The sequence below is a fragment of the Stenotrophomonas sp. Ker107b genome, assembly GCF_053847245.1.
Genome location: NZ_JBSPHX010000002.1, coordinates 840,521 through 858,642, shown reverse-complemented (window position 1 = coordinate 858,642; position 18,122 = coordinate 840,521). Strand labels below are relative to the sequence as shown.

Genomic DNA, 18,122 nt, shown 5'->3' with positions numbered 1-18,122 from the left:
ACTCCTTGGCAGTGGGGGTCCCCAGCGCGGCGGCAACAAAAAAGCCGCCAGGTGCGCTGGCGGCTTTCGGGAATGCGTCTGAAAATTTCTTCAGGGTGAGCGCATGCCTTCCTCCGCCGGTGGCTTCGGAAAGTAATACCAAAAGTAGGAATTGGCGGGGCGTGCGTTCATTGGGGAGTATTGATAACACAGGGGTTTGGAGGTGCCAACTGTTTCATTCGCAACTGCGATGACCATTCAGCCGCTGCCGACCCGGCCTGCACCATCACTCCCGCGGCAACGCCGCCAGCTCAGCCAGATGCTGCTGCAGGGTGCCCGCTGCACCTACCGCGTGGGTGGTGGTGAAGTACTCATGCCAGCCTGTGGCGCCGATTGCGGCCAGCAAGGCATCGGCATCCAGCCGTTCGGCGCACTGCCACACCGCATAGAACTGCTCGGCCGTGGTGTGCGGTACGTCCTGCTCGATACGGCCCATCGCCACCGGTGTGACGCGCGCGGGGTCCACGTTTTGCATACCCGCGCCGATGCGGGCGAAGAGCGCCCCGCGCGATACCGGGTCCAGCGCAGTCCAGGCAGGGGTGGCGGTGTACAGTTCGATCAACATGTGCGACATGGCATTCCTTGAGGTCAGAGCGAGCGCAGTGCGCGCTTGCGGATATAGGTGTTGGCCGGATCATCGGCGTGGTGCTCCTGCCATTCGCTGCACAGCGCGCGGACCCAATCGGGCTGGCTTTTGCCGGCGTCGTTGAGCCAGTTGCCTACTGAATCCTGCACGTAGCGCGAGGCGTCACAACACAGCGCCTGCAGCAGCGGCAGGGCGTGGTGGGGTTCCTGCTTGAACAGCGTGATGTGCGCGGCCCACACACCCCGCGGACGCAGCGCTTCGCAGGCGAAGCGGCGCACGTTGGGTGAGGCGTCGGTGCTCCAGCCGTGCAGGTGCGTCAGCACGCGCAGCGGTTCGGAGACGATATGCGGACGCACGGCCAGCCACGCCCACTCGCGCACGCCAAAGTGTGCGTCATCGGCCAGCGCGCGCAGCGCATCCAGCTTGTGCTCCAGTGACAACCCAGGGTCACTGCCGATCAGATAGCAGGCCCAACCACGTACCGTGTCGCTGGCATGGCGCGACCACTGCGCAGGATCGCCGTGACCATGCACGCGCAGCAGCGTGGCGGCGCCCTGCATGCGCAGGGTGATGCCGCGCTTGGCGGCGTTGCGCATCGGGGTGATCGCAGAGGCTGGCAAACCGGGTGCGACATTGGCCATCAGCTTGGCGAAATCGACGGCCAGCACTTCGGCCAAGTGCGTGGCTTCGGCTTCACCGCGATCCAGCTGCCCGCGTCGCTCGCGGGTGACCGGCTGCTTCATGCCGCACGCCCTGCGTCGGTGCGCGACCACACGCGTTGCAACAGCGTGCCGAGCGTGCGCCGTTCCCTGGGGCTGATATCGGCGAACAGCGAGGCGATCCAGTCGGTCTGCTGGTCGAACAGTTGCGCAGCGAGTGCCTGACCCGCCGGGGTCAGCCGCACGTGGATGCGGCGTTTGTCGTCCGGATCACTGTGGCGGCTCACCAGGTGCGCGCGCTCCAGGCCATCCAGCAGGCCGGTCACGGTGGCACGGGTGACGCCGGCGCGCTCGGCCAACTGGTGAGGCGACAAGGCCGTGTCCGCACCACGCAGCAGGAACAGCAGTACGAAACGTCCTTCGCTCAGGCCCAGCGGTGCCAGACGACTCGCGCAGTCCTGGTCGATCGCGCTGGCCAGCGACAGCACCTGGAAACACAGCGCCAACTCACCCGTATCCGGCTGGCCACGACGTTCGAGCTCGGTCAGGAAGGCCTGGTGTTTGATTTCCAGCATGCAGGCGGCTTCGACATAATATGGCGGCTAACTATATAGTCGTTGCGACGTATCTGGAACCCCGCCGCACTTTACGTCGCCCCGGTGACAGGCGAAGATCCGGGACAGGATCACCCACAAGGATGCGTCGATGACCCCTTCCCAAGCTGACGCGATTGCCCAGGCCATCCTGCGGCCGGACAACAAGCGCGTGGCCGTCGAGCAACGTCAGCGCGTGCAGGCACAGCATCTGGCGCGGCAACGTGTTGCCGTTGCCGTCAGCCTGGTCGGCATGGCGCTGGGCGCGGCGGCAGCGATATGGCTGCCCATGACGTACGCGCAGGGACTGGTGGTGGGCGGCGTACTGTCGTTCCTGCTTGCGCATCTCGGCCTCGCTTGGCGCGAGCGTCTGCGCGCGGTGCGTTCTCCGGCCTGACGAGTGCTGCGCCGCCCCTTATGGCGGAGCGGAGGGCATGCCTACCAGCGCGTGCCGGCCGGCAGCGGCCCGTCATGCGAAGGAAACAACGGCAGCACGTATTCGGCCAGTTCCTGCAGCACCTCGGCCGCCGGGCGCTGCGAGAACTGGATGCCCAGCGCAGCATGGTTCACGCCGGCACGCTGCCACTCGCCCAGCAGATCGATCAATCCGTTGCGGCCGGTTCTCAGCGTGTAGCCGCCACTGAGCGGCGTGCGGGGATGGTTCGGGTCCCCGACCAGATCCAGCCATTCGTTGGTGACGTGCGGGCGGAAGCCACCGTCGGGGATGAGACGGCGCCATGCCTGGATCTTGTCGGCCAGGCGCTGCGGTCCGCCCGCGTGATGGGTTGCCTCGGGATAGGTCAGCCAACCATCGGCATGCTGCCCAACCCAGTCCAGTGTCTGGCGCGAGGTGCCGGTCACCAGCAGGGGAATCGCCCCGGCCACCGGCTTGGGCAGCAGCTCCACGCCCTGCAGCGCACCCAGGGGTGAATCGATACGCAAGGAACCGTGCTGCATGAGTTGGCGGACATACGCCACCGATGCGGCGAAGCGCTCGCCACGGTCTGCATGCTCCAGGCCATACGCCGGGAACTCCACCGGTCGGTCGCCGGAGGCGATCCCCAGCACCAGCCGACCACCGGACAGCTGGTCGATGGTGGTGGCCGACTTGGCCAGATCGATCGGATGGCGCAGCGAGAAGATCGCACTGCCCGTGGCCAGCGCCAGCCGCTTCGTGCGTGCCGCCAGGAAAGCCAGATAGGTAAACGGGTCGAACACCTGCCCGGCATCGCCGAACAACGGATCAAACAGGGGTACATCGCGTACCCAGGTCGCGGCAAAACCATCGCGGTCCAGCTGGCTCACCAGATCCGCCTGCCCGGCCAGCACCTGCATGTCGCCCTGGTAGAAGCGCAACGGCAGGAACACGCCCAGCGTGAGCGCGCCTTCGCGGAACATGCGCTGGTAGCCGGCATGGCGGGCGAACGTCGGTGCGGATGCGCCGGTCAGTGGCGCCTGCATCGGGGTGATATCAGTCAACAGGGTCATCGTGGTCGTTCCTGGGTCAGGGGCCGGTGGCCGGTTCGGGGAGCAGCACCCCACGCTGCACGGCGGGCCGCTGCGACATGCGCGCGTGCCACGCACTCAGGTGCGGGAAGGCACTGAAGTCGAACTCGATGAGCGTGGCGATGTGGGTCCAGCCGTAGCCGGCGATATCGGCGATGGAGTACGCCTCGCCTGCCAGCCATGGACGGTCCGCGAGTCGCTGATCCAGCGTGGCGAAGAATTCGGCACTCAGGCGCCGGTAGCGTTCGATCGCAGGCGCATGCCGCTCCTTGGCGAACATCTCAACGTGCACACGCTGCCCCAGGATCGGACCGACGCTGGCGGAGTGGAACATCAACCAGGTGATGGCCTCCCAGCGCGCGCGTGGCGCGTCGGGCAACAGCCGTCCGCTCTGCTCGGCCAGGTACAGCAGGATGGCCGCGGATTCGAACACGGTGATACCGGTCGCGTCGTCGACCAGCACCGGAATGCGACCGTGCGGATGCAGCTGCAGGAAATCGGGATGGCGGTGCTCACCTTCGTCGATGCGCACGTGATGCAGTACGTAAGGGATGCCGATCTCTTCCAGCGCGATGGTGATCTTGAAGCCATTGGGCGAGCTGTCGGTGTACAGGTGCAGCGAAGCGGGGGACACAGCGGTCTCCTTGCAGGCGAGGGATGGCGGAGGGGTTCACGTCACGACGCCACGCTGCGACGGCAACGCATGTCGATTGCGGGTGGGCTATCGGGGCTCAAGCAATGCAGCTGGACTAAACCGTGGTGATTCAACATGATCACGATGCTACGCAGGCCAGCGCGCCCTGTAGAACGATTCTTCCTGCACTGCCAAGAGAGAAAATCTAAGGTCATGGGCGCCGTCCTTCCCCTGCTCGCACTGCGCGCCTTCGTCGAAACCGGTCGTCATGGCAGCCTCAAGGCCGCTGCTGCGGTCATGGGGGTCACCCCGGGCGCGATCAGCCAGCAGCTCAAGCTGTTGCAGGCGCGCACCGGCGTTGTGCTGTTCACCCGCACCCCTCATGGGGTCGCGCTTACCCCGGCCGGCGCACAGGTGCACCCGGCCCTGCTGCGCGCGTTCGATCAGATCCAGGACAGCATGGCGACGCTGGAGGCCATCCATGCCCGGCAGACGCTCACCCTCAGCACCGTGCCCAGCTTCGCCGCGTCCTGGCTGGTGCCGCGGCTGGGGCGGTTCACCGAACGCCACCCGGCGATCGAAGTGCGTGTGGAGGCCTCATCGGCGCTGGCGGATCTGCGTCGCGACCGTATCGACATCGCCATCCGCCACGGTCTCGGTGACTACCCCGGCCTGGTCTCACGCCCACTGGCGGCGCCGGTGCTGTTGCCGGTGGCCTGCCCGGCGCTGCTCGCCGAGGGCCCGCCGATCCACTCGGCCGTGGACTGCCTGCAGTACCCGCTGCTGCAGGATTCGGACCGCAGCGACTGGTCGCTGTGGTTCCGCGCGCTGGGCCTGCCACCCGATCCGCGCGTCGAACGTGGCCCGGCATTCGATGACGACGTGTTGCTGATCCGTGCCGCAGAAGCGGGTCAGGGCATCGCGCTGGTGCGTGACCTGTATGTGGAAGCCGAAGTGGCCAGCGGGCGGCTGGCCGTCGTGCTGGATCATCCCTGGCCGACGCGGTTTGCGTACTACGCCGTCACCCTGCCCGGCGCCGAGGAGAACCCGGCCATCGCGGCATTCCTGCGCTGGCTGCAGGATGAGGTCGAGGCGCCGACCAGCGCGCTGTGAGCCCGTGATACGCGCACAAAAAAACCCCGCCTTCCGGCGGGGTTTTTCGTACTGCGTTGGCGCATTACTGCTCCGATGCGTGCCGACCGAAGGCCGGCCTCTACATCAGAAGTCCATGCCGCCCATGCCACCCATACCGCCCATGCCGCCGCCAGCTGCGCCAGCGCCGTCATCCTTCTTCGGGGCTTCGGCAACCATCGCTTCGGTGGTGATCATCAGGCCAGCGATCGAGGCAGCGTTCTGCAGCGCCGAACGGGTCACCTTGGTCGGGTCCAGGATGCCGAATTCCAGCATGTCGCCGAATTCGCCGGTGGCGGCGTTGTAGCCGAAGCTGCCGGTGCCTTCCTTGACCTTGTTGACGATCACGGACGGCTCTTCGCCAGCATTGGCCACGATTTCGCGCAGCGGGGCTTCCATCGCGCGCAGGGCGATCTGGATGCCATGGTTCTGGTCTTCGTTGGCACCCTTCAGGCCGCTCAGCGCGGTGACCGCACGAACCAGGGCAACGCCGCCGCCCGGGACCACGCCTTCTTCAACGGCTGCACGGGTCGCGTGCAGGGCGTCGTCGACGCGATCCTTCTTTTCCTTCATTTCGATTTCGGTCGAGGCACCGACCTTGATCACGGCAACGCCGCCGGCCAGCTTGGCCACGCGTTCCTGCAGCTTCTCGCGGTCGTAATCCGAGGAGGTGTCTTCGATCTGGGTCTTGATCTGGGTGACACGCGCTTCGATGTTGGCCTTCTCGCCGGCGCCATCGATGATCGTGGTGTTTTCCTTGGAGACCTGCACCTTCTTGGCGCGGCCCAGGTCCTTGATCGTCGCCTTTTCCAGCGACAGACCGATTTCCTCGGAGATCACGGTGCCGCCGGTCAGCACGGCCATGTCTTCCAGCATCGCCTTGCGACGATCGCCGAAGCCCGGTGCCTTGACGGCCACGACCTTGACGATGCCACGGATGGTGTTGACCACCAGGGTGGCCAGCGCTTCGCCTTCGATGTCTTCGGCGATGATCAGCAGCGGCTTGCCGGCCTTGGCGACGCCTTCCAGCACGGGCAGCAGATCGCGCACGTTGGAGATCTTCTTGTCGTGCAGCAGCACGTACGGATCGTCCAGGTCAGCGGTCTGCGACTGCTGGTTGTTGATGAAGTACGGGGACAGGTAGCCACGGTCGAACTGCATGCCTTCCACGACGTCCAGCTCGTTGTCCAGGCCCGAGCCTTCTTCAACGGTGATGACGCCTTCCTTGGTCACGCGGCGCATCGCTTCGGCGATGATGTTGCCGATCGACTCGTCCGAGTTGGCCGAGATCGTGCCGACCTGGGCGATCGCCTTGTCGTCAGCGGTCGGCTTGGAGATGTTCTTCAGCTCGGCGACGGCGGCGATCACGGCCTTGTCGATACCGCGCTTGAGGTCCATCGGGTTCATGCCGGCAGCGACGGCCTTGGCGCCTTCGCGGATCAGGGCCTGGGCCAGCACGGTGGCGGTGGTGGTGCCGTCGCCGGCGTCATCGTTGGTGCGCGACGCGACTTCCTTCACCATCTGCGCGCCCATGTTCTCGAACTTGTCAGCCAGTTCGATTTCCTTGGCGACAGACACGCCGTCCTTGGTGATGGTCGGCGCGCCGAAGCTCTTTTCGAGCACGACGTTGCGGCCCTTCGGGCCCAGGGTAGCCTTGACGGCATTGGCGAGAACGTTGACGCCGCGAACCATGCGGGCGCGGGCGTCTTCACCGAAACGAATATCTTTGGCAGCCATTGCGATTACCTTTTTATGTAGAGCCGGGCGATGCCCGGCTGCTTGAACGGGAGGAAGTGCGGAAGCGCCGGCACGGGGCCGGCCGCATCACTCAGCCGACGATGGCGAGGATGTCGTCTTCGCGCAGAACCTTGAACTCGACGCCTTCGGACTTGTAGCTGCTGCCGGCGTACTGGCCGTAGATGACCTTGTCACCGACCTTCAGCGACGGCGCGCGCACGCTGCCGTTGTCCAGGGGCTTGCCCGGGCCGACGGCCACGACTTCACCCTTGGTCGACTTTTCCTTGGCGGAATCCGGAATCACGATGCCGCCGGACGAGATTTCGTCGGCTTCGATCGGCTTGACTACGACGCGGTCATGAAGCGGCTTGATGCTCATGTGAGACCCTTTTAAGTTGTTGATTGGTCTAGGAAAGTCTGGCGATGTTAGCACTCGCACAGGGCGACTGCCAGCCACGCTCACGAAAAAACCCGACGGTGCGGGACAGAGCAGAGATGGTGCTGGCCCCACCCCTTTCAAGGGCAGGCGGCTGGTTTTTTTTGCCGATCCGGGCCCGCGCGTGAATGTTTGACGCAGTTCTCAATGCGAAAGGTCGAATCCGACAGACCAATCGATGTGTCATCTGGATTGCGTAGATTCGAGCGGCATTGACCAATCACAAGGAGTCGTAGATGAGGTTGCTGACGCCGCTGTCCCTGGCCTGCCTGCTGGTGCTGGCCACCAGCCCGGCCCGGGCCGATGTATTCATCAATGAACTGCATTACGACGACAGCACCCCGGCCGGGGACGTCGGCGAGGCGATCGAAGTCGTCGCCACCGCCGGTGAGGACCTGTCCGGCTACCGGCTCTATCTGTACAACGGCAGCAACCCCTCGGCGGCCACGGTCTACGCCAACAACGCGGTCCCGGCCGGCACCGCCAGTTGCGGCGGCGCCCGGCTGGCCACGGTCAGCTACCCGACCAACGGGATCCAGAACGGTCCCAACGACGGCATCGCCCTGGTCGATGCCAGCGGCAAGATGGTCCAGTTCCTCAGCTATGAGGGCACCATCACGGCCGCCGGCGGCCCCGCGGCAGGCCTGACCAGCCAGAACATCCCGGTCAGCGAGACCAACAGCACCGCCCCGGGCACCTCCCTGCAGCTGACCGGCAGCGGCAGCCAGTACGCCCATTTCACCTGGGCCGAATCGGCCACGCAGACCTTTGGCGCGTGCAACCACGGCCAGACCTTCAGCGGCGGCGGCGGCCCGACCGGCCCGAACACCGCGCCCTCGGTCACCGCCACCACCCCCGAGCAGGGCGCCAGCACCTTCCCGGCTGCCGCCGACCTGAGCGTCACCTTCAGTGAGCCGGTCACCCTCTCCAGCGGCGCCTTCGCGCTGAGCTGCGGCCAGTCCGGCACGGTCCCGCTGAGCCACCCGACCACCGGCACCCGCTTCACCCTGGCCACCAACACCGCGCTGGTGGCGGGGGAAGCCTGCCGCTTCGACATCCGCGCCACCCGCGTGAAGGATGCCCAGGGCGCCCGCCCGGCCGCCGATACACGCATCGCCTTCACCGTGGCCACCGCCACCACGCCCGATCCGGGCAACCCCGGCACGCCCGGGGAGTATTACGCCCGGGTCAACACCTCCACCCCCAGCCAGTTGCGCTGCTCGCTGCACGAGACCATCAAGGGTCACACCGCCTATCCCTACAGCGGCTCGGGCACCAGCACCTGGACCATCCTGGAAATCGCCGACGAAGATCCCAACAACAGCGGCAAGATCCTCGATGCCTACCGCAACCGCAGCTACACCAAGGTCAGCGGGCGCGCAGGCACCGGCAGCGGGCTGACCTACAACCGCGAACACACCTGGCCCAACTCGCTGGGCTTTGCCAGCACCACCGGCGACAAGGGCCTGCCCTACGCGCCCTACACCGACACCCACATGCTGTATCTGACCGATGCACAGTGGAATGCGGACCGCGGCAACAAGCCCTTTGCCAAATGCGACAGCAACTGCGGTGAACGCGCGACCGAGGCCAACAACGGATTCGGCGGCGGCAGTGGTGGCTACCCGGGCACCTCCAACTGGGTGCGCACGCCGGATGGCAATGGCGGCTCGTTCGAAGTGTGGGGCCACCGCAAGGGCGATATGGCGCGTGCGGTGATGTACATGGCGATCCGTTATGAAGGCGGTAAAGATGCCAAAACCGGGCAGTCCGAGCCGGACCTGGAGCTGACCGACGACCGCAGCAAGATCGTCAAAACGTCGGCCTCGCCAGCTTACATGGGCCTGCTCTCGACCCTGATCGACTGGCACCTGTCCGACCCGCCGGACGCGGCAGAACGCGCTCGCAACGAGGTGATCTTCAGTTTCCAGGGCAACCGCAATCCGTTCATCGACCACCCCGAATGGGCCACCCCGGCCCTGTTCACCTCGGCCAAGCCGGCCACCTGCCAGCTGGCCAACTGAGCCCGGCCGACCGGCGCCCCCTCGCGGCGCCGGTCGGACCATTGGCCTCTTGCGGTCCTATACTCGGCGGTCATGTCGATTGCCGATCCCGTCTTCCTGCTGTTCACCACCTGCCCCGACGTGGCCTGCGCCACGCGGCTGGCACACGCGCTGGTGGACGAACGCCTGGCGGCCTGCGTGACGCGCCTGGACGGGGCGCACTCGACTTACCGCTGGCAGGGCGAGGTCACCGAGGACCATGAGGTCCAACTGTTGATCAAGACCACCGGCAGCCGCCTGGACGCGGCGATCGCGCGCGTGCAGGCCCTGCACCCGTATGAACTCCCCGAGTGCATCGCGGTCGAAACCCGCGCCGGCCTGCCGGCGTACCTGGATTGGATTCGGGCGCAGACCCGTGAGGAAAGTGATTGATGACGCTGTTTCGTCGTATTGCCGCGCTGTGCGCGTTGCTCGTGGTCTCCCTGCCGGCCTGGGCGATCAGCGAAAAGGATCTGCTCCCGGTCGATGAGGCCTTCGGGCTTACCGCGCAGGCGCGCGACCGCGATCGCGTGGAGATCAGCTGGAAGATCGCCCCGGGCTATTACCTGTATCGCCACCGCACCACGGTCAAGGCCGATGCCGGGTTCGACGCCGAGGCGCTGCAGCTGCCGGCCGGCAAAAAGCACCATGATGATTTCTTCGGCGAGGTGGAGACCTACCGCGAACGCCTGACCGGCGTACTGCCGGGCAAGGCCGCCGATGGCACCGACACGGTCACGCTGGAAGTGCGCTACCAGGGCTGCGCCGATGCGGGCGTGTGCTACCCGCCGCAGAAGCGCACGCTGCAGGTGAAGCTGCCGGCCGGTGGCAGCGGAACGGCCAGTGCCGCACCGGCCGCCGCCAGCGCTGCCGCCTCGCCGTTCAACACCCCACTCGCCAACACCACCGGCAGCGGGCTGCGCCTGCCCGGCACCAGCAACGCCCAGGCGTTGCCGCTGCCGTCCGAGCGCGCCTTCGGCTTCGATGCCATCGTCGGCGATGGCAACACCGTGCTGCTGCGTTTCACGCCGGCGCCGGGCTACTACCTGTATCGCGACCGCACCTCGCTGGCGCTGGAAGGCGCGCCGGGCATCCGCGCGGACAAGCCGACATGGCCGGCCGCCAAATCGCACCGCGATGAGCATTTCGGCGATGTGGCGGTGTACTTCGACCAGATCGACGTCCCGTTGCCGCTGCGCCGCAGTACGGCCAGTGCAACCGATGCCACGCTGGTGATCACCTTCCAGGGCTGCCAGACCGATGGCATCTGCTACCCGCCGATGACGCGCCGGGTGAAGCTGGCGCTGCCGGCCGGCACGATCAACGCCAAGGCGAATGACGTCGCGCAGAAGACCGAGGTCATCGCGCCCCTGCCCAATCGCGACAAGCGAGCCCTCGCCCGTGAGCGCGGTGAAGCCGGCACCGGCAGCCAGCCGATGCTGATCCGTCCGAACGAGCCGGCCCTGGCCGCACCGGGCGACACCGCCGCCACCCCGGATGCCAGCGCCGACAACGCACAGCGCACCCCGCCGCCGGCCTCACCGGCGGCCGCACCGGGCAACCTGCTGGTGCTGCTGCTGTTCGCCGTGGCCGGTGGCCTGATCCTCAACCTGATGCCGTGCGTCTTGCCGATCCTGTCGCTGAAGGTGCTGGGTGTGGCGCAGAGTGGCGAGAGCCGCCAGCGCGCACGCAGCCATGCACTCTGGTACACCGCCGGCGTGCTGGTCGCCTTCGCTGCGATCGGTGCGCTGGTGATCGCGCTGCGTGCAGCGGGCCAGGCCGCGGGCTGGGGCTTCCAGCTGCAGCACCCGTGGTTCATCGCCGCGCTGGTGTATCTGATGTTCGCCGTCGGCCTGAGCCTGTCGGGCGTGTTCACCCTGGGCGGCAGCATGGGCGGGGTCGGCCAGTCGCTGGCCTCGCGCAGCGGCCCGGTCGGCGATTTCTTCACCGGCGTGCTCGCCTGTGTGGTCGCCAGCCCGTGCGTGGCCCCGTTCATGGGCCCGGCACTGGCCTATGCCTTTGCTGCCCCCGGCCTGCAGGCGATGCTGGTGTTCCTGGCACTCGGCCTGGGCCTGGCCCTGCCGTTCCTGCTGATCGGCTTCGTGCCGTCGCTGGCCCGTCGCCTGCCGCGCCCCGGCGCGTGGATGGAAACCCTCAAGCTGGTGCTGGCCTTCCCGATGTACGGCACCGCGATCTGGCTGCTGTGGGTGCTGGGCAAGCAGCGCGGCGTGGATGCGATGGCGCTGGTGCTGGGCGGCCTGGTGATCCTGTCGCTGGCGCTGTGGTGGTTCGAGCGCAGCCGCTGGCGCAGCCAGCGCGTGGGCGGCCTGCTGGCCCTGCTGCTGGTGCTGGCCGCGCTGTATCCGGTCTGGGGCGTGACCCGCCTGGATCCGCCGGCCAAGGCCGCACAGCCGGCCAGCGACAACGTGGTGGAGTACTCACCGCAGATGCTGGACCGCCTGCGCCAGGACAACCGCGTGGTGTTCGTCAACATGACCGCCGACTGGTGCGTGACCTGCAAGGCCAACGAGCGCGCGGTGCTGGGCACCGATGCCTTCCGCGACACCCTGCGCCGGACCAACGCGGTCTACATGCGCGGCGACTACACCAATGTCGACCCGCAGATCACCGCCTTCCTGGATGAGCACAAGGCCGTCGGCGTGCCCCTGTATGTGGTCTACGGCCCGGGCGCACCGCCGACGGTGCTGCCGACCGTGCTGACCCAGGCGCTGGTGGAAGAAGCGCTGCTGCGGACCGCACGATGAGCCTGCGGCCACCACGGCAGATGGTCGTGGTGGTCGTGATCGCGGCCGTGCTGGGCATCGGCACGGGGGTGTGGTTCGCCGGGCATGACACCCGCCCGGCGATCGCCCCACCACCGCAGCGCCCGGCGGTGGCCGCAGCCCAACCCGGCGATCCGATGCCGGCGATCACCCTGCCCGACCTCCACGGACACCCCGTGGATCTGGCCCGCTTCCGTGGCCGCCCCCTGCTGATCAATGTCTGGGCCAGCTGGTGCGGCCCCTGCGTGGAGGAAGTGCCCGCGCTGACCGCGTTTGCCGACGCCCAGGGCGCCAGCGGTGTGCAGGTGCTCGGGCTGGCGCTGGATACCCCCGAGGGCGTGCGCGATTTCCTGGCCCGCATTCCTGTGGCCTACCCGATCGTGCTCGACACGCCCGGCCCTGCCGATGCCAGCGTGCGCCTGGGCAATGCACAGGGCCTGCTGCCCTATTCGGTGCTGGTCGATGCCGAAGGGCGCATCGTGAAACAGAAGCTGGGGCCGCTCTCCGCAGGCGAGATCGAGGCGTGGGCGCGGCACTGAGGCCGTCTGCCATCGTCGACAGCGTGACCGTTGATGGTGATGCCGCGCTACGCCGCCGAAGGCCTTGACCGCCGTTGCGCCACGCCCAACAATGACGAGATTCATTCTCATTCGCTGCCGGGTAGTGTCACGCCGCCTGCGTGGCTGGCCGCGCTGCCTTCTGCCGCCGGAACCGCCCCATGTTGAAGACCGTTCTTTTCCAGCTGCATTGGCTGCTGGGCATCACCGCCGGCACCGTGCTGGCGGTGATGGGGCTGAGCGGCGCCACGCTGTCCTTTGAAGATGAGCTGATGCGCGCGGCCAATCCGGCGCTTGCGCAGGTGGTGGAACGCCATGCAGCCGGTGATCAGCCGCTGGCGCTCACCGAGCTGCTACCGCGATTGCAGCAGGGCATGCCGCACGCGCTGCAGCGGCTGCGCGTGGATGCCACCGGGCAGCGCCTGTCGGTCGCGCGTTTCGAAGGCGGCCAGGCCAACTGGCGCTACTTCGATCCGTATACCGGCACCGTACTCACCGGGTTGCGGGGGCTGGCGTTCTTCGCCTTCGTCGAAGACCTGCACCGCCACCTGGTCAGCGGCGAACGTGGCCGCCTGATCACCGGCAGCTGCGCGATCACCTTGGTGTTTTTCTGCCTGTCCGGGCTGTATCTGCGCTGGCCGCGACGCTGGTGGCACTGGCGCACCTGGCTGGCGGTGGAATGGTCGCGCAGGGGGCGCAGTTTCCTGTGGAGCCTGCACTCGGTGGTCGGCACCTGGGTACTGCTGGTGTACCTGCTGGTCGCACTGACCGGGCTGTGGTGGTCGTTCGACTGGTACCGCAAGAGCGTGACCACCTTGCTCGGCGGCTCGAGCGCCGAGCAGAGCCAACCGCGCACCCGCGGCGGCCCACTGGATCTGCACAAGGTGCAGGCCACCCTGTACGCGCTGGACGGCGTTCGCCACGGTTACATCGATCTGCGCTTCCCGGCCAAGCCCGGCCGCGCGCTCACCAGCCGCGTGCAGGGCGCTGATGCCGCGCATGACCGCGCGCAGGACATCGTGCAACTGGATCCGGCGACTGGCGCACTGCTCTCGCTGGAGCCCTACGCCGCCAAAAACCCCGGCGGCAAGATCATCGTCAGCATGTTCGCGCTGCATTCGGGCAGCTTCTTCGGCCTGCCCGGGCGGATCATCGTGATGCTGTCCAGCCTGGGCATGCTGGTGTTCTTCATCACCGGCTGGATGTTGTACCTGGACCGCCGCCGCAGGAAACGCGAGGTGCGTGCCTCACGCCTGCCTCTCGCCGCGACCATGGGCAATGGACAGCCGTGGCTGGTCGCGTTCGCCAGCCAGAGTGGGTTTGCCGAGCAGCTGGCCTGGCGCGCTGCCGCCCAGTTGCAGGCGGCCGGCCTGCCGGTGCAGGTGCGTCCGCTCGCGCAGGTGGACGCGGCACTGCTGGCCACCACGGACAAGGCGTTGTTCGTCATCAGCACCTTCGGCGATGGTGAAGCACCCGATGCCGCGCGTGCGTTCGAGCGACGGGTACTGACGCCATCCAGGTCACTGCAGCGGCTGGCATACGCCGTGCTGGGGCTGGGCGACCGCGAGTACGCGCGTTTCTGTGGCTTCTCGCGCCAGGTGGATAGCTGGCTGGCCGCGCAGGGTGCACAGCGCCTGTTCGCCAGCATCGAGGTGGACCGCACCGACGCCGTCGCACTGGGGCAGTGGCAGCAGCAGTTGGCCACGGTGACCGGGGTGGAGGACCACACCCCGCTGCCCGCGCCGGTCGAGCTGCAACCGTGGGCGCTGGACGCGCGCGCGCAGCTCAACCCCGGCAGCGCCGCCGGGGCCATCTGGCAGGTGTCACTGCGGCCGCCGGCACACACCCACTGGCAGGCCGGCGACATTCTGGAGATCGCCCCCCGCCATGCGCGTGCACACGTGCTCGCGGTGCTGACCCGCAATGGTCTGGATCCGCAGGCACTGGTGACGGTGGATGGACGCATCACGACGCTGGCCGAGGCCGCCGCCGCGCGGGTGCTGCCGGAGCAGACCGCGGAGGCGTTTGATACCACTGCAACGACCGATGCCGCACGCTGGCTGGCGCCTCTGCCGGCACTGCCGCATCGCGAATACTCCATGGCCTCGATCCCGGGCGATGACGTCGTGCAGTTGGTGATCCGGCTGACCGAGCTGCCCGATGGCCGCCACGGCCTTGGCTCGGGCTGGCTGTGCGTACATGCCGCTGATGGGGACAGCATCCGCGCCCGGGTGCGCCCGAACAGCGGTTTCCATCGCCATCCCGAACATGCCCCGATGCTGCTGATCGGCAACGGCACCGGGATCGCCGGCCTGCGCAGCCTGCTGCGTGAGGCAGACGCGCGTGGCGACCGCGGGCATTGGCTGGTGTTCGGCGAGCGCACGCGTGCGCACGACTTCCTGTATCGCGGGGAGATCGAAGCGTGGCAGGCGCAGGGGCATCTGCGCCGGGTGGACCTGGCGTTCTCGCGCGATCCGGACGGCGGCGGCTATGTGCAGGACCGCCTGCGTGCCGCGCCGGAGGCACTGCGCGCGTGGGTGGACCTGGGCGGCAGCCTCTACGTGTGCGGCTCGCTGCACGGCATGGCCGAAGGGGTCGATGCGGTGCTGCGCGAGGTGCTGGGCAACGACGCGGTCGATGCCCTGCTCAACGACGGGCGCTACCGCCGCGACGTGTATTGAGGGGCCTGCGCCGCTCAGGGAAACCAGCGGCGCAGATAGCGTGCGGTAGCCCCCTGCCTGGCGCGACTGACCTGGGCCGGCGTGCCTTCGGCCACGATCCGGCCGCCCTCCTCGCCCGCGCCCGGCCCCACATCGATCACCCAGTCCGCATCGGCCACCACGCGCAGGTCGTGCTCGACCACCACCACCGTGTTGCCGGCATCGACCAGGCCGTGCAGCTGCGTCATCAGCTTGTCCACATCGGCCGGATGCAGGCCGGTGGTTGGCTCGTCCAATACATACAGGCTGTTGCCGTGCTGTCTGCGCTGCAGCTCGGTGGCGAGCTTGATCCGCTGCGCCTCACCGCCGGACAGCTCCGTGGCCGGCTGGCCCAGACGCAGATAGCCCAGGCCGATATCCCGCAGCAGTTGCAGCGGCCGCTGCACGGGCGGCTCTTCGGCGAAGAAGGCCAAGGCTTCCTCCACCGTCATCGCCAGCACCTGCGCGATGTTGCGGCCGTTCCACTGCACCTCCAGCGTCTTGGCGTTGTAGCGCTGCCCATGGCAGGTCGGGCATGGCGCGTAGACGCTGGGCATGAACAACAGCTCGACGTGGACGAAGCCCTCGCCTTCGCAGGTTTCGCAGCGGCCTGCCGCGACGTTGAAGGAGAAGCGGCCCACGCTGTAGCGGCGTGCCTTGGCCGAGCGGGTGCCGGCAAACAGACGGCGCACATGATCGAACAGGCCGGTGTAGGTGGCCAGGTTGGAGCGCGGCGTCCGCCCGATCGGCTTCTGGTCGACGTTGACCAGACGCTTGATCGCCTTGGCCCCGTTCAACCGGCCACGGGTCCGTTCGATACGGCTGGGCTGCGGCAGGTCGCTGTCGGTTTCTTCGATGACCGGCTCCTGCCCCAGATGCTCGCCGACCAGCTCGACCAGCGCCTGGCTGACCAGACTCGACTTGCCCGAGCCGGAGACTCCGGTCACCGCCGTGAACGCCCCAAGCGGAAAGCGTGCATCCACGCCATGCAGGTTGTTGCGGTGAACGCCCTGCAGGCCCAGCCAGCCGGACGGCGCACGCGGCGTGCGGCGCGGACCGGCGGCGTCCTGGAACAGATACGGCGCCGTGGCCGAGGCCTTGATCGTGCGCAGGCCGTCGGGCGGACCGCTGTAGAGCACCTGGCCGCCGTGCTGACCCGCACCCGGGCCGACATCCACCAACCAGTCCGCGCGGCGCAGCATCTCCAGATCGTGCTCCACCACGAACAGCGTGTTGCCGCCCGCCTTGAGCTGGGCCAGTGCGTCGTACAGGGCCTCGCCATCGGCTGGATGCAGGCCGGCGGTGGGCTCATCGAGCACGTACACGACGCCGAACAGGCTGGAGCGGATCTGCGTGGCCAGGCGCAAGCGCTGCAGTTCGCCCGGCGACAGCGTCGGGGTCGCGCGGTCCATCGACAGATAGCCCAGACCGAGCGATTGCAGCGTGCCGATCCGTTCGACCAGATCGTGCGCAATGCGCTGGGCCGCGATGCGTTTCTCTTCGGACAGATCCGGCGTCCTACGTACGTCGCTGCCGCCGGCGTGCGCGTTGCCACCGGCGGCGACGCGCTTGGCGGTGGCTTGGCGGCCGGCGCTGCGGCTGCGGGCGGCAGTGCCAGCCGGCGCCTCGAAGTGGCCCTCCGCCGCCGGTCGCAGCGCCTGGGCCATGGCACTGAGCGGCAGCTGCGAGAGTGTGCCGATATCCATGCCCGCGAACGTGACCGAGAGCGCTTCGCGCTTCAATCGGCGGCCATCGCAGACCGGACATTCGGTGCCGATCATGTAACGTGCCACGCGCTTTTTCATCATCGCGCTCTGCGTGGTTGCAAAGGTATGCAGCACGTAACGGCGTGCACCGCTGAAGGTGCCCATGTAGCTGGGCTCTTCCTTGCGACGCAGGGCGGCGCGGGTTTCGGCAGGGGTAAAGCCGGCATACACCGGCACCACCGGCTGTTCCTCGGTGAACAGGATCCAGTCGCGCTGCTTCTTCGGGAGATCGCGCCAGGGAACGTCGACGTCGTAGCCCAGCGTGACCAGGATGTCGCGCTGGTTCTGCCCGTGCCACGCCGGCGGCCATGCGGCGATGGCGCGTTCGCGGATGCTCAGCGAGGGATCGGGCACCATCGATTGCTCGGTCACTTCATACACGTAGCCCAGGCCGTGGCAGTTCGGGCAAGCGCCCTGCGGCGTGTTGGGCGAGAAGTCCTCGGCGTACAGCATGGGTTGCCTGGCCGGATAGGTGCCGGCGCGCGAGTACAGCATCCGCAGCAGGCTCGACAGCGTGGTCACGCTGCCGACGCTGGAGCGCACGCTGGCCGTGCCGCGCTGCTGCTGCAAGGCCACGGCCGGCGGCAGCCCCTCGATCGCATCCACGTCCGGCACGCCCACCTGATCGATCAGGCGACGTGCGTACGGCGACAGCGATTCCAGGTAGCGCCGCTGCGCCTCGGCGTAGAGCGTGCCGAACGCCAGCGAGGACTTGCCTGAACCGGAGATGCCGGAGAACACCACCAGCGCATCGCGCGGGATGTCGACATCCACGTTCTTGAGGTTGTGTTCGCGTGCGCCGCGGACGCGGACGACGGCGGTGCTGGGCGGGGTACGACGCGCTGGCTTGTTCATGGGAGCAGGATAGCGAACCGCACTGGCTCACCGCCGGTGAGGGTCCGTGAAGGGCGCGTTGATCCGGCACCGGCCACGCCGGTCCGAACGTGCGAGAGT

General features: G+C 67.7%; 15 protein-coding genes. 7 read left to right on the top strand and 8 right to left on the bottom strand.

Annotated elements, in window-relative coordinates:
• Positions 1–265: 265 nt before the first annotated feature.
• The 3 genes from ACWV8V_RS13670 to ACWV8V_RS13660 are packed head-to-tail and all read right to left on the bottom strand — an operon-like array spanning position 266 to position 1,859.
• Positions 266–613, bottom strand: a complete 348-nt coding sequence (locus ACWV8V_RS13670; RefSeq protein WP_455899986.1) for a DUF6616 family protein — start codon at positions 611–613, stop codon at positions 266–268.
• Positions 614–627: 14 nt separating this feature from the next.
• On the bottom strand, positions 628–1,368 hold the full coding sequence (locus ACWV8V_RS13665) for a DNA alkylation repair protein (RefSeq protein ID WP_455899985.1): 741 nt from the start codon (positions 1,366–1,368) through the stop codon (positions 628–630).
• Positions 1,365–1,859 (bottom strand): MarR family winged helix-turn-helix transcriptional regulator, encoded by a 495-nt coding sequence (locus ACWV8V_RS13660; protein WP_455899984.1) that lies wholly within the window; start codon positions 1,857–1,859, stop codon positions 1,365–1,367. Before ACWV8V_RS13660 ends, ACWV8V_RS13665 begins: the two co-directional genes overlap by 4 nt.
• Before the next feature lie 130 nt (positions 1,860–1,989).
• Here ACWV8V_RS13660 and ACWV8V_RS13655 point away from each other — a divergent pair, with 130 nt between their 5' ends.
• Entirely contained in the window at positions 1,990–2,274 is a 285-nt protein-coding gene (locus ACWV8V_RS13655; RefSeq protein ID WP_455899983.1) for a hypothetical protein, read from the top strand.
• Between the two features lie 41 nt (positions 2,275–2,315).
• Here the strand turns inward: ACWV8V_RS13655 and ACWV8V_RS13650 are convergent, their stop codons facing one another.
• Both ACWV8V_RS13650 and ACWV8V_RS13645 read right to left on the bottom strand, forming a co-directional pair.
• Positions 2,316–3,365, bottom strand: coding sequence for an LLM class oxidoreductase (locus ACWV8V_RS13650; protein ID WP_455899982.1), 1,050 nt, complete (start codon positions 3,363–3,365; stop codon positions 2,316–2,318).
• 16 nt (positions 3,366–3,381) lie between these two features.
• Positions 3,382–4,017, bottom strand: a complete 636-nt coding sequence (locus ACWV8V_RS13645; RefSeq protein ID WP_455899981.1) for a glutathione S-transferase family protein — start codon at positions 4,015–4,017, stop codon at positions 3,382–3,384.
• Positions 4,018–4,230: 213 nt separating this feature from the next.
• Between ACWV8V_RS13645 and ACWV8V_RS13640 the strand changes: the two genes are divergently transcribed.
• Positions 4,231–5,130 carry a LysR substrate-binding domain-containing protein gene (locus tag ACWV8V_RS13640; RefSeq protein ID WP_455899980.1) on the top strand — a complete coding sequence of 300 codons (900 nt, stop codon included), beginning with the start codon at positions 4,231–4,233 and terminating at the stop codon, positions 5,128–5,130.
• A gap of 105 nt (positions 5,131–5,235) precedes the next feature.
• On the opposite strand, the gene groL is transcribed toward ACWV8V_RS13640, so the two are convergent.
• A complete protein-coding gene (gene groL / locus ACWV8V_RS13635; protein ID WP_019183552.1) occupies positions 5,236–6,885 on the bottom strand; it encodes a chaperonin GroEL in 1,650 nt (549 codons plus the stop codon).
• 91 nt (positions 6,886–6,976) lie between these two features.
• Positions 6,977–7,264 carry a co-chaperone GroES gene (locus ACWV8V_RS13630; protein ID WP_019183551.1) on the bottom strand — a complete coding sequence of 96 codons (288 nt, stop codon included), beginning with the start codon at positions 7,262–7,264 and terminating at the stop codon, positions 6,977–6,979.
• A 293-nt stretch (positions 7,265–7,557) separates the two neighbouring features.
• On the opposite strand from ACWV8V_RS13630, the gene ACWV8V_RS13625 reads away from it, so the two are divergent.
• From ACWV8V_RS13625 to ACWV8V_RS13605, 5 genes are all read left to right on the top strand, one after another.
• Positions 7,558–9,345, top strand: a complete 1,788-nt coding sequence (locus tag ACWV8V_RS13625) for an endonuclease (RefSeq protein ID WP_455899979.1) — start codon at positions 7,558–7,560, stop codon at positions 9,343–9,345.
• A gap of 72 nt (positions 9,346–9,417) precedes the next feature.
• On the top strand, positions 9,418–9,756 hold the full coding sequence (gene cutA, locus ACWV8V_RS13620) for a divalent-cation tolerance protein CutA (RefSeq protein WP_019183549.1): 339 nt from the start codon (positions 9,418–9,420) through the stop codon (positions 9,754–9,756).
• The gene (locus ACWV8V_RS13615) at positions 9,756–12,128 is read left to right on the top strand and encodes a protein-disulfide reductase DsbD domain-containing protein (RefSeq protein ID WP_455899978.1); all 2,373 of its coding nucleotides are present in this window, start codon (positions 9,756–9,758) and stop codon (positions 12,126–12,128) included. The genes cutA and ACWV8V_RS13615 overlap by 1 nt, the downstream gene beginning before the upstream one ends.
• Positions 12,125–12,685 (top strand): TlpA family protein disulfide reductase, encoded by a 561-nt coding sequence (locus tag ACWV8V_RS13610; RefSeq protein WP_455899977.1) that lies wholly within the window; start codon positions 12,125–12,127, stop codon positions 12,683–12,685. The genes ACWV8V_RS13615 and ACWV8V_RS13610 overlap by 4 nt, the downstream gene beginning before the upstream one ends.
• Before the next feature lie 179 nt (positions 12,686–12,864).
• Positions 12,865–15,384, top strand: a complete 2,520-nt coding sequence (locus tag ACWV8V_RS13605) for a PepSY domain-containing protein (protein WP_455899976.1) — start codon at positions 12,865–12,867, stop codon at positions 15,382–15,384.
• A gap of 14 nt (positions 15,385–15,398) precedes the next feature.
• Here ACWV8V_RS13605 and ACWV8V_RS13600 read toward each other — a convergent pair whose 3' ends face one another.
• Positions 15,399–18,023 (bottom strand): excinuclease ABC subunit A, encoded by a 2,625-nt coding sequence (locus ACWV8V_RS13600; RefSeq protein ID WP_455899975.1) that lies wholly within the window; start codon positions 18,021–18,023, stop codon positions 15,399–15,401.
• Positions 18,024–18,122 lie beyond the last annotated feature (99 nt).

Coding starts and splice junctions, on each gene's coding strand:
- ACWV8V_RS13670 (WP_455899986.1), bottom strand. CDS start 613: ATGTCGCACATGTTGATCGAACTGTACACCGCCACCCCTGCCTGGACT.
- ACWV8V_RS13665 (WP_455899985.1), bottom strand. CDS start 1,368: ATGAAGCAGCCGGTCACCCGCGAGCGACGCGGGCAGCTGGATCGCGGT.
- ACWV8V_RS13660 (WP_455899984.1), bottom strand. CDS start 1,859: ATGCTGGAAATCAAACACCAGGCCTTCCTGACCGAGCTCGAACGTCGT.
- ACWV8V_RS13655 (WP_455899983.1), top strand. CDS start 1,990: ATGACCCCTTCCCAAGCTGACGCGATTGCCCAGGCCATCCTGCGGCCG.
- ACWV8V_RS13650 (WP_455899982.1), bottom strand. CDS start 3,365: ATGACCCTGTTGACTGATATCACCCCGATGCAGGCGCCACTGACCGGC.
- ACWV8V_RS13640 (WP_455899980.1), top strand. CDS start 4,231: ATGGGCGCCGTCCTTCCCCTGCTCGCACTGCGCGCCTTCGTCGAAACC.
- groL (WP_019183552.1), bottom strand. CDS start 6,885: ATGGCTGCCAAAGATATTCGTTTCGGTGAAGACGCCCGCGCCCGCATG.
- ACWV8V_RS13630 (WP_019183551.1), bottom strand. CDS start 7,264: ATGAGCATCAAGCCGCTTCATGACCGCGTCGTAGTCAAGCCGATCGAA.
- ACWV8V_RS13625 (WP_455899979.1), top strand. CDS start 7,558: ATGAGGTTGCTGACGCCGCTGTCCCTGGCCTGCCTGCTGGTGCTGGCC.
- cutA (WP_019183549.1), top strand. CDS start 9,418: ATGTCGATTGCCGATCCCGTCTTCCTGCTGTTCACCACCTGCCCCGAC.
- ACWV8V_RS13615 (WP_455899978.1), top strand. CDS start 9,756: ATGACGCTGTTTCGTCGTATTGCCGCGCTGTGCGCGTTGCTCGTGGTC.
- ACWV8V_RS13610 (WP_455899977.1), top strand. CDS start 12,125: ATGAGCCTGCGGCCACCACGGCAGATGGTCGTGGTGGTCGTGATCGCG.
- ACWV8V_RS13605 (WP_455899976.1), top strand. CDS start 12,865: ATGTTGAAGACCGTTCTTTTCCAGCTGCATTGGCTGCTGGGCATCACC.
- ACWV8V_RS13600 (WP_455899975.1), bottom strand. CDS start 18,023: ATGAACAAGCCAGCGCGTCGTACCCCGCCCAGCACCGCCGTCGTCCGC.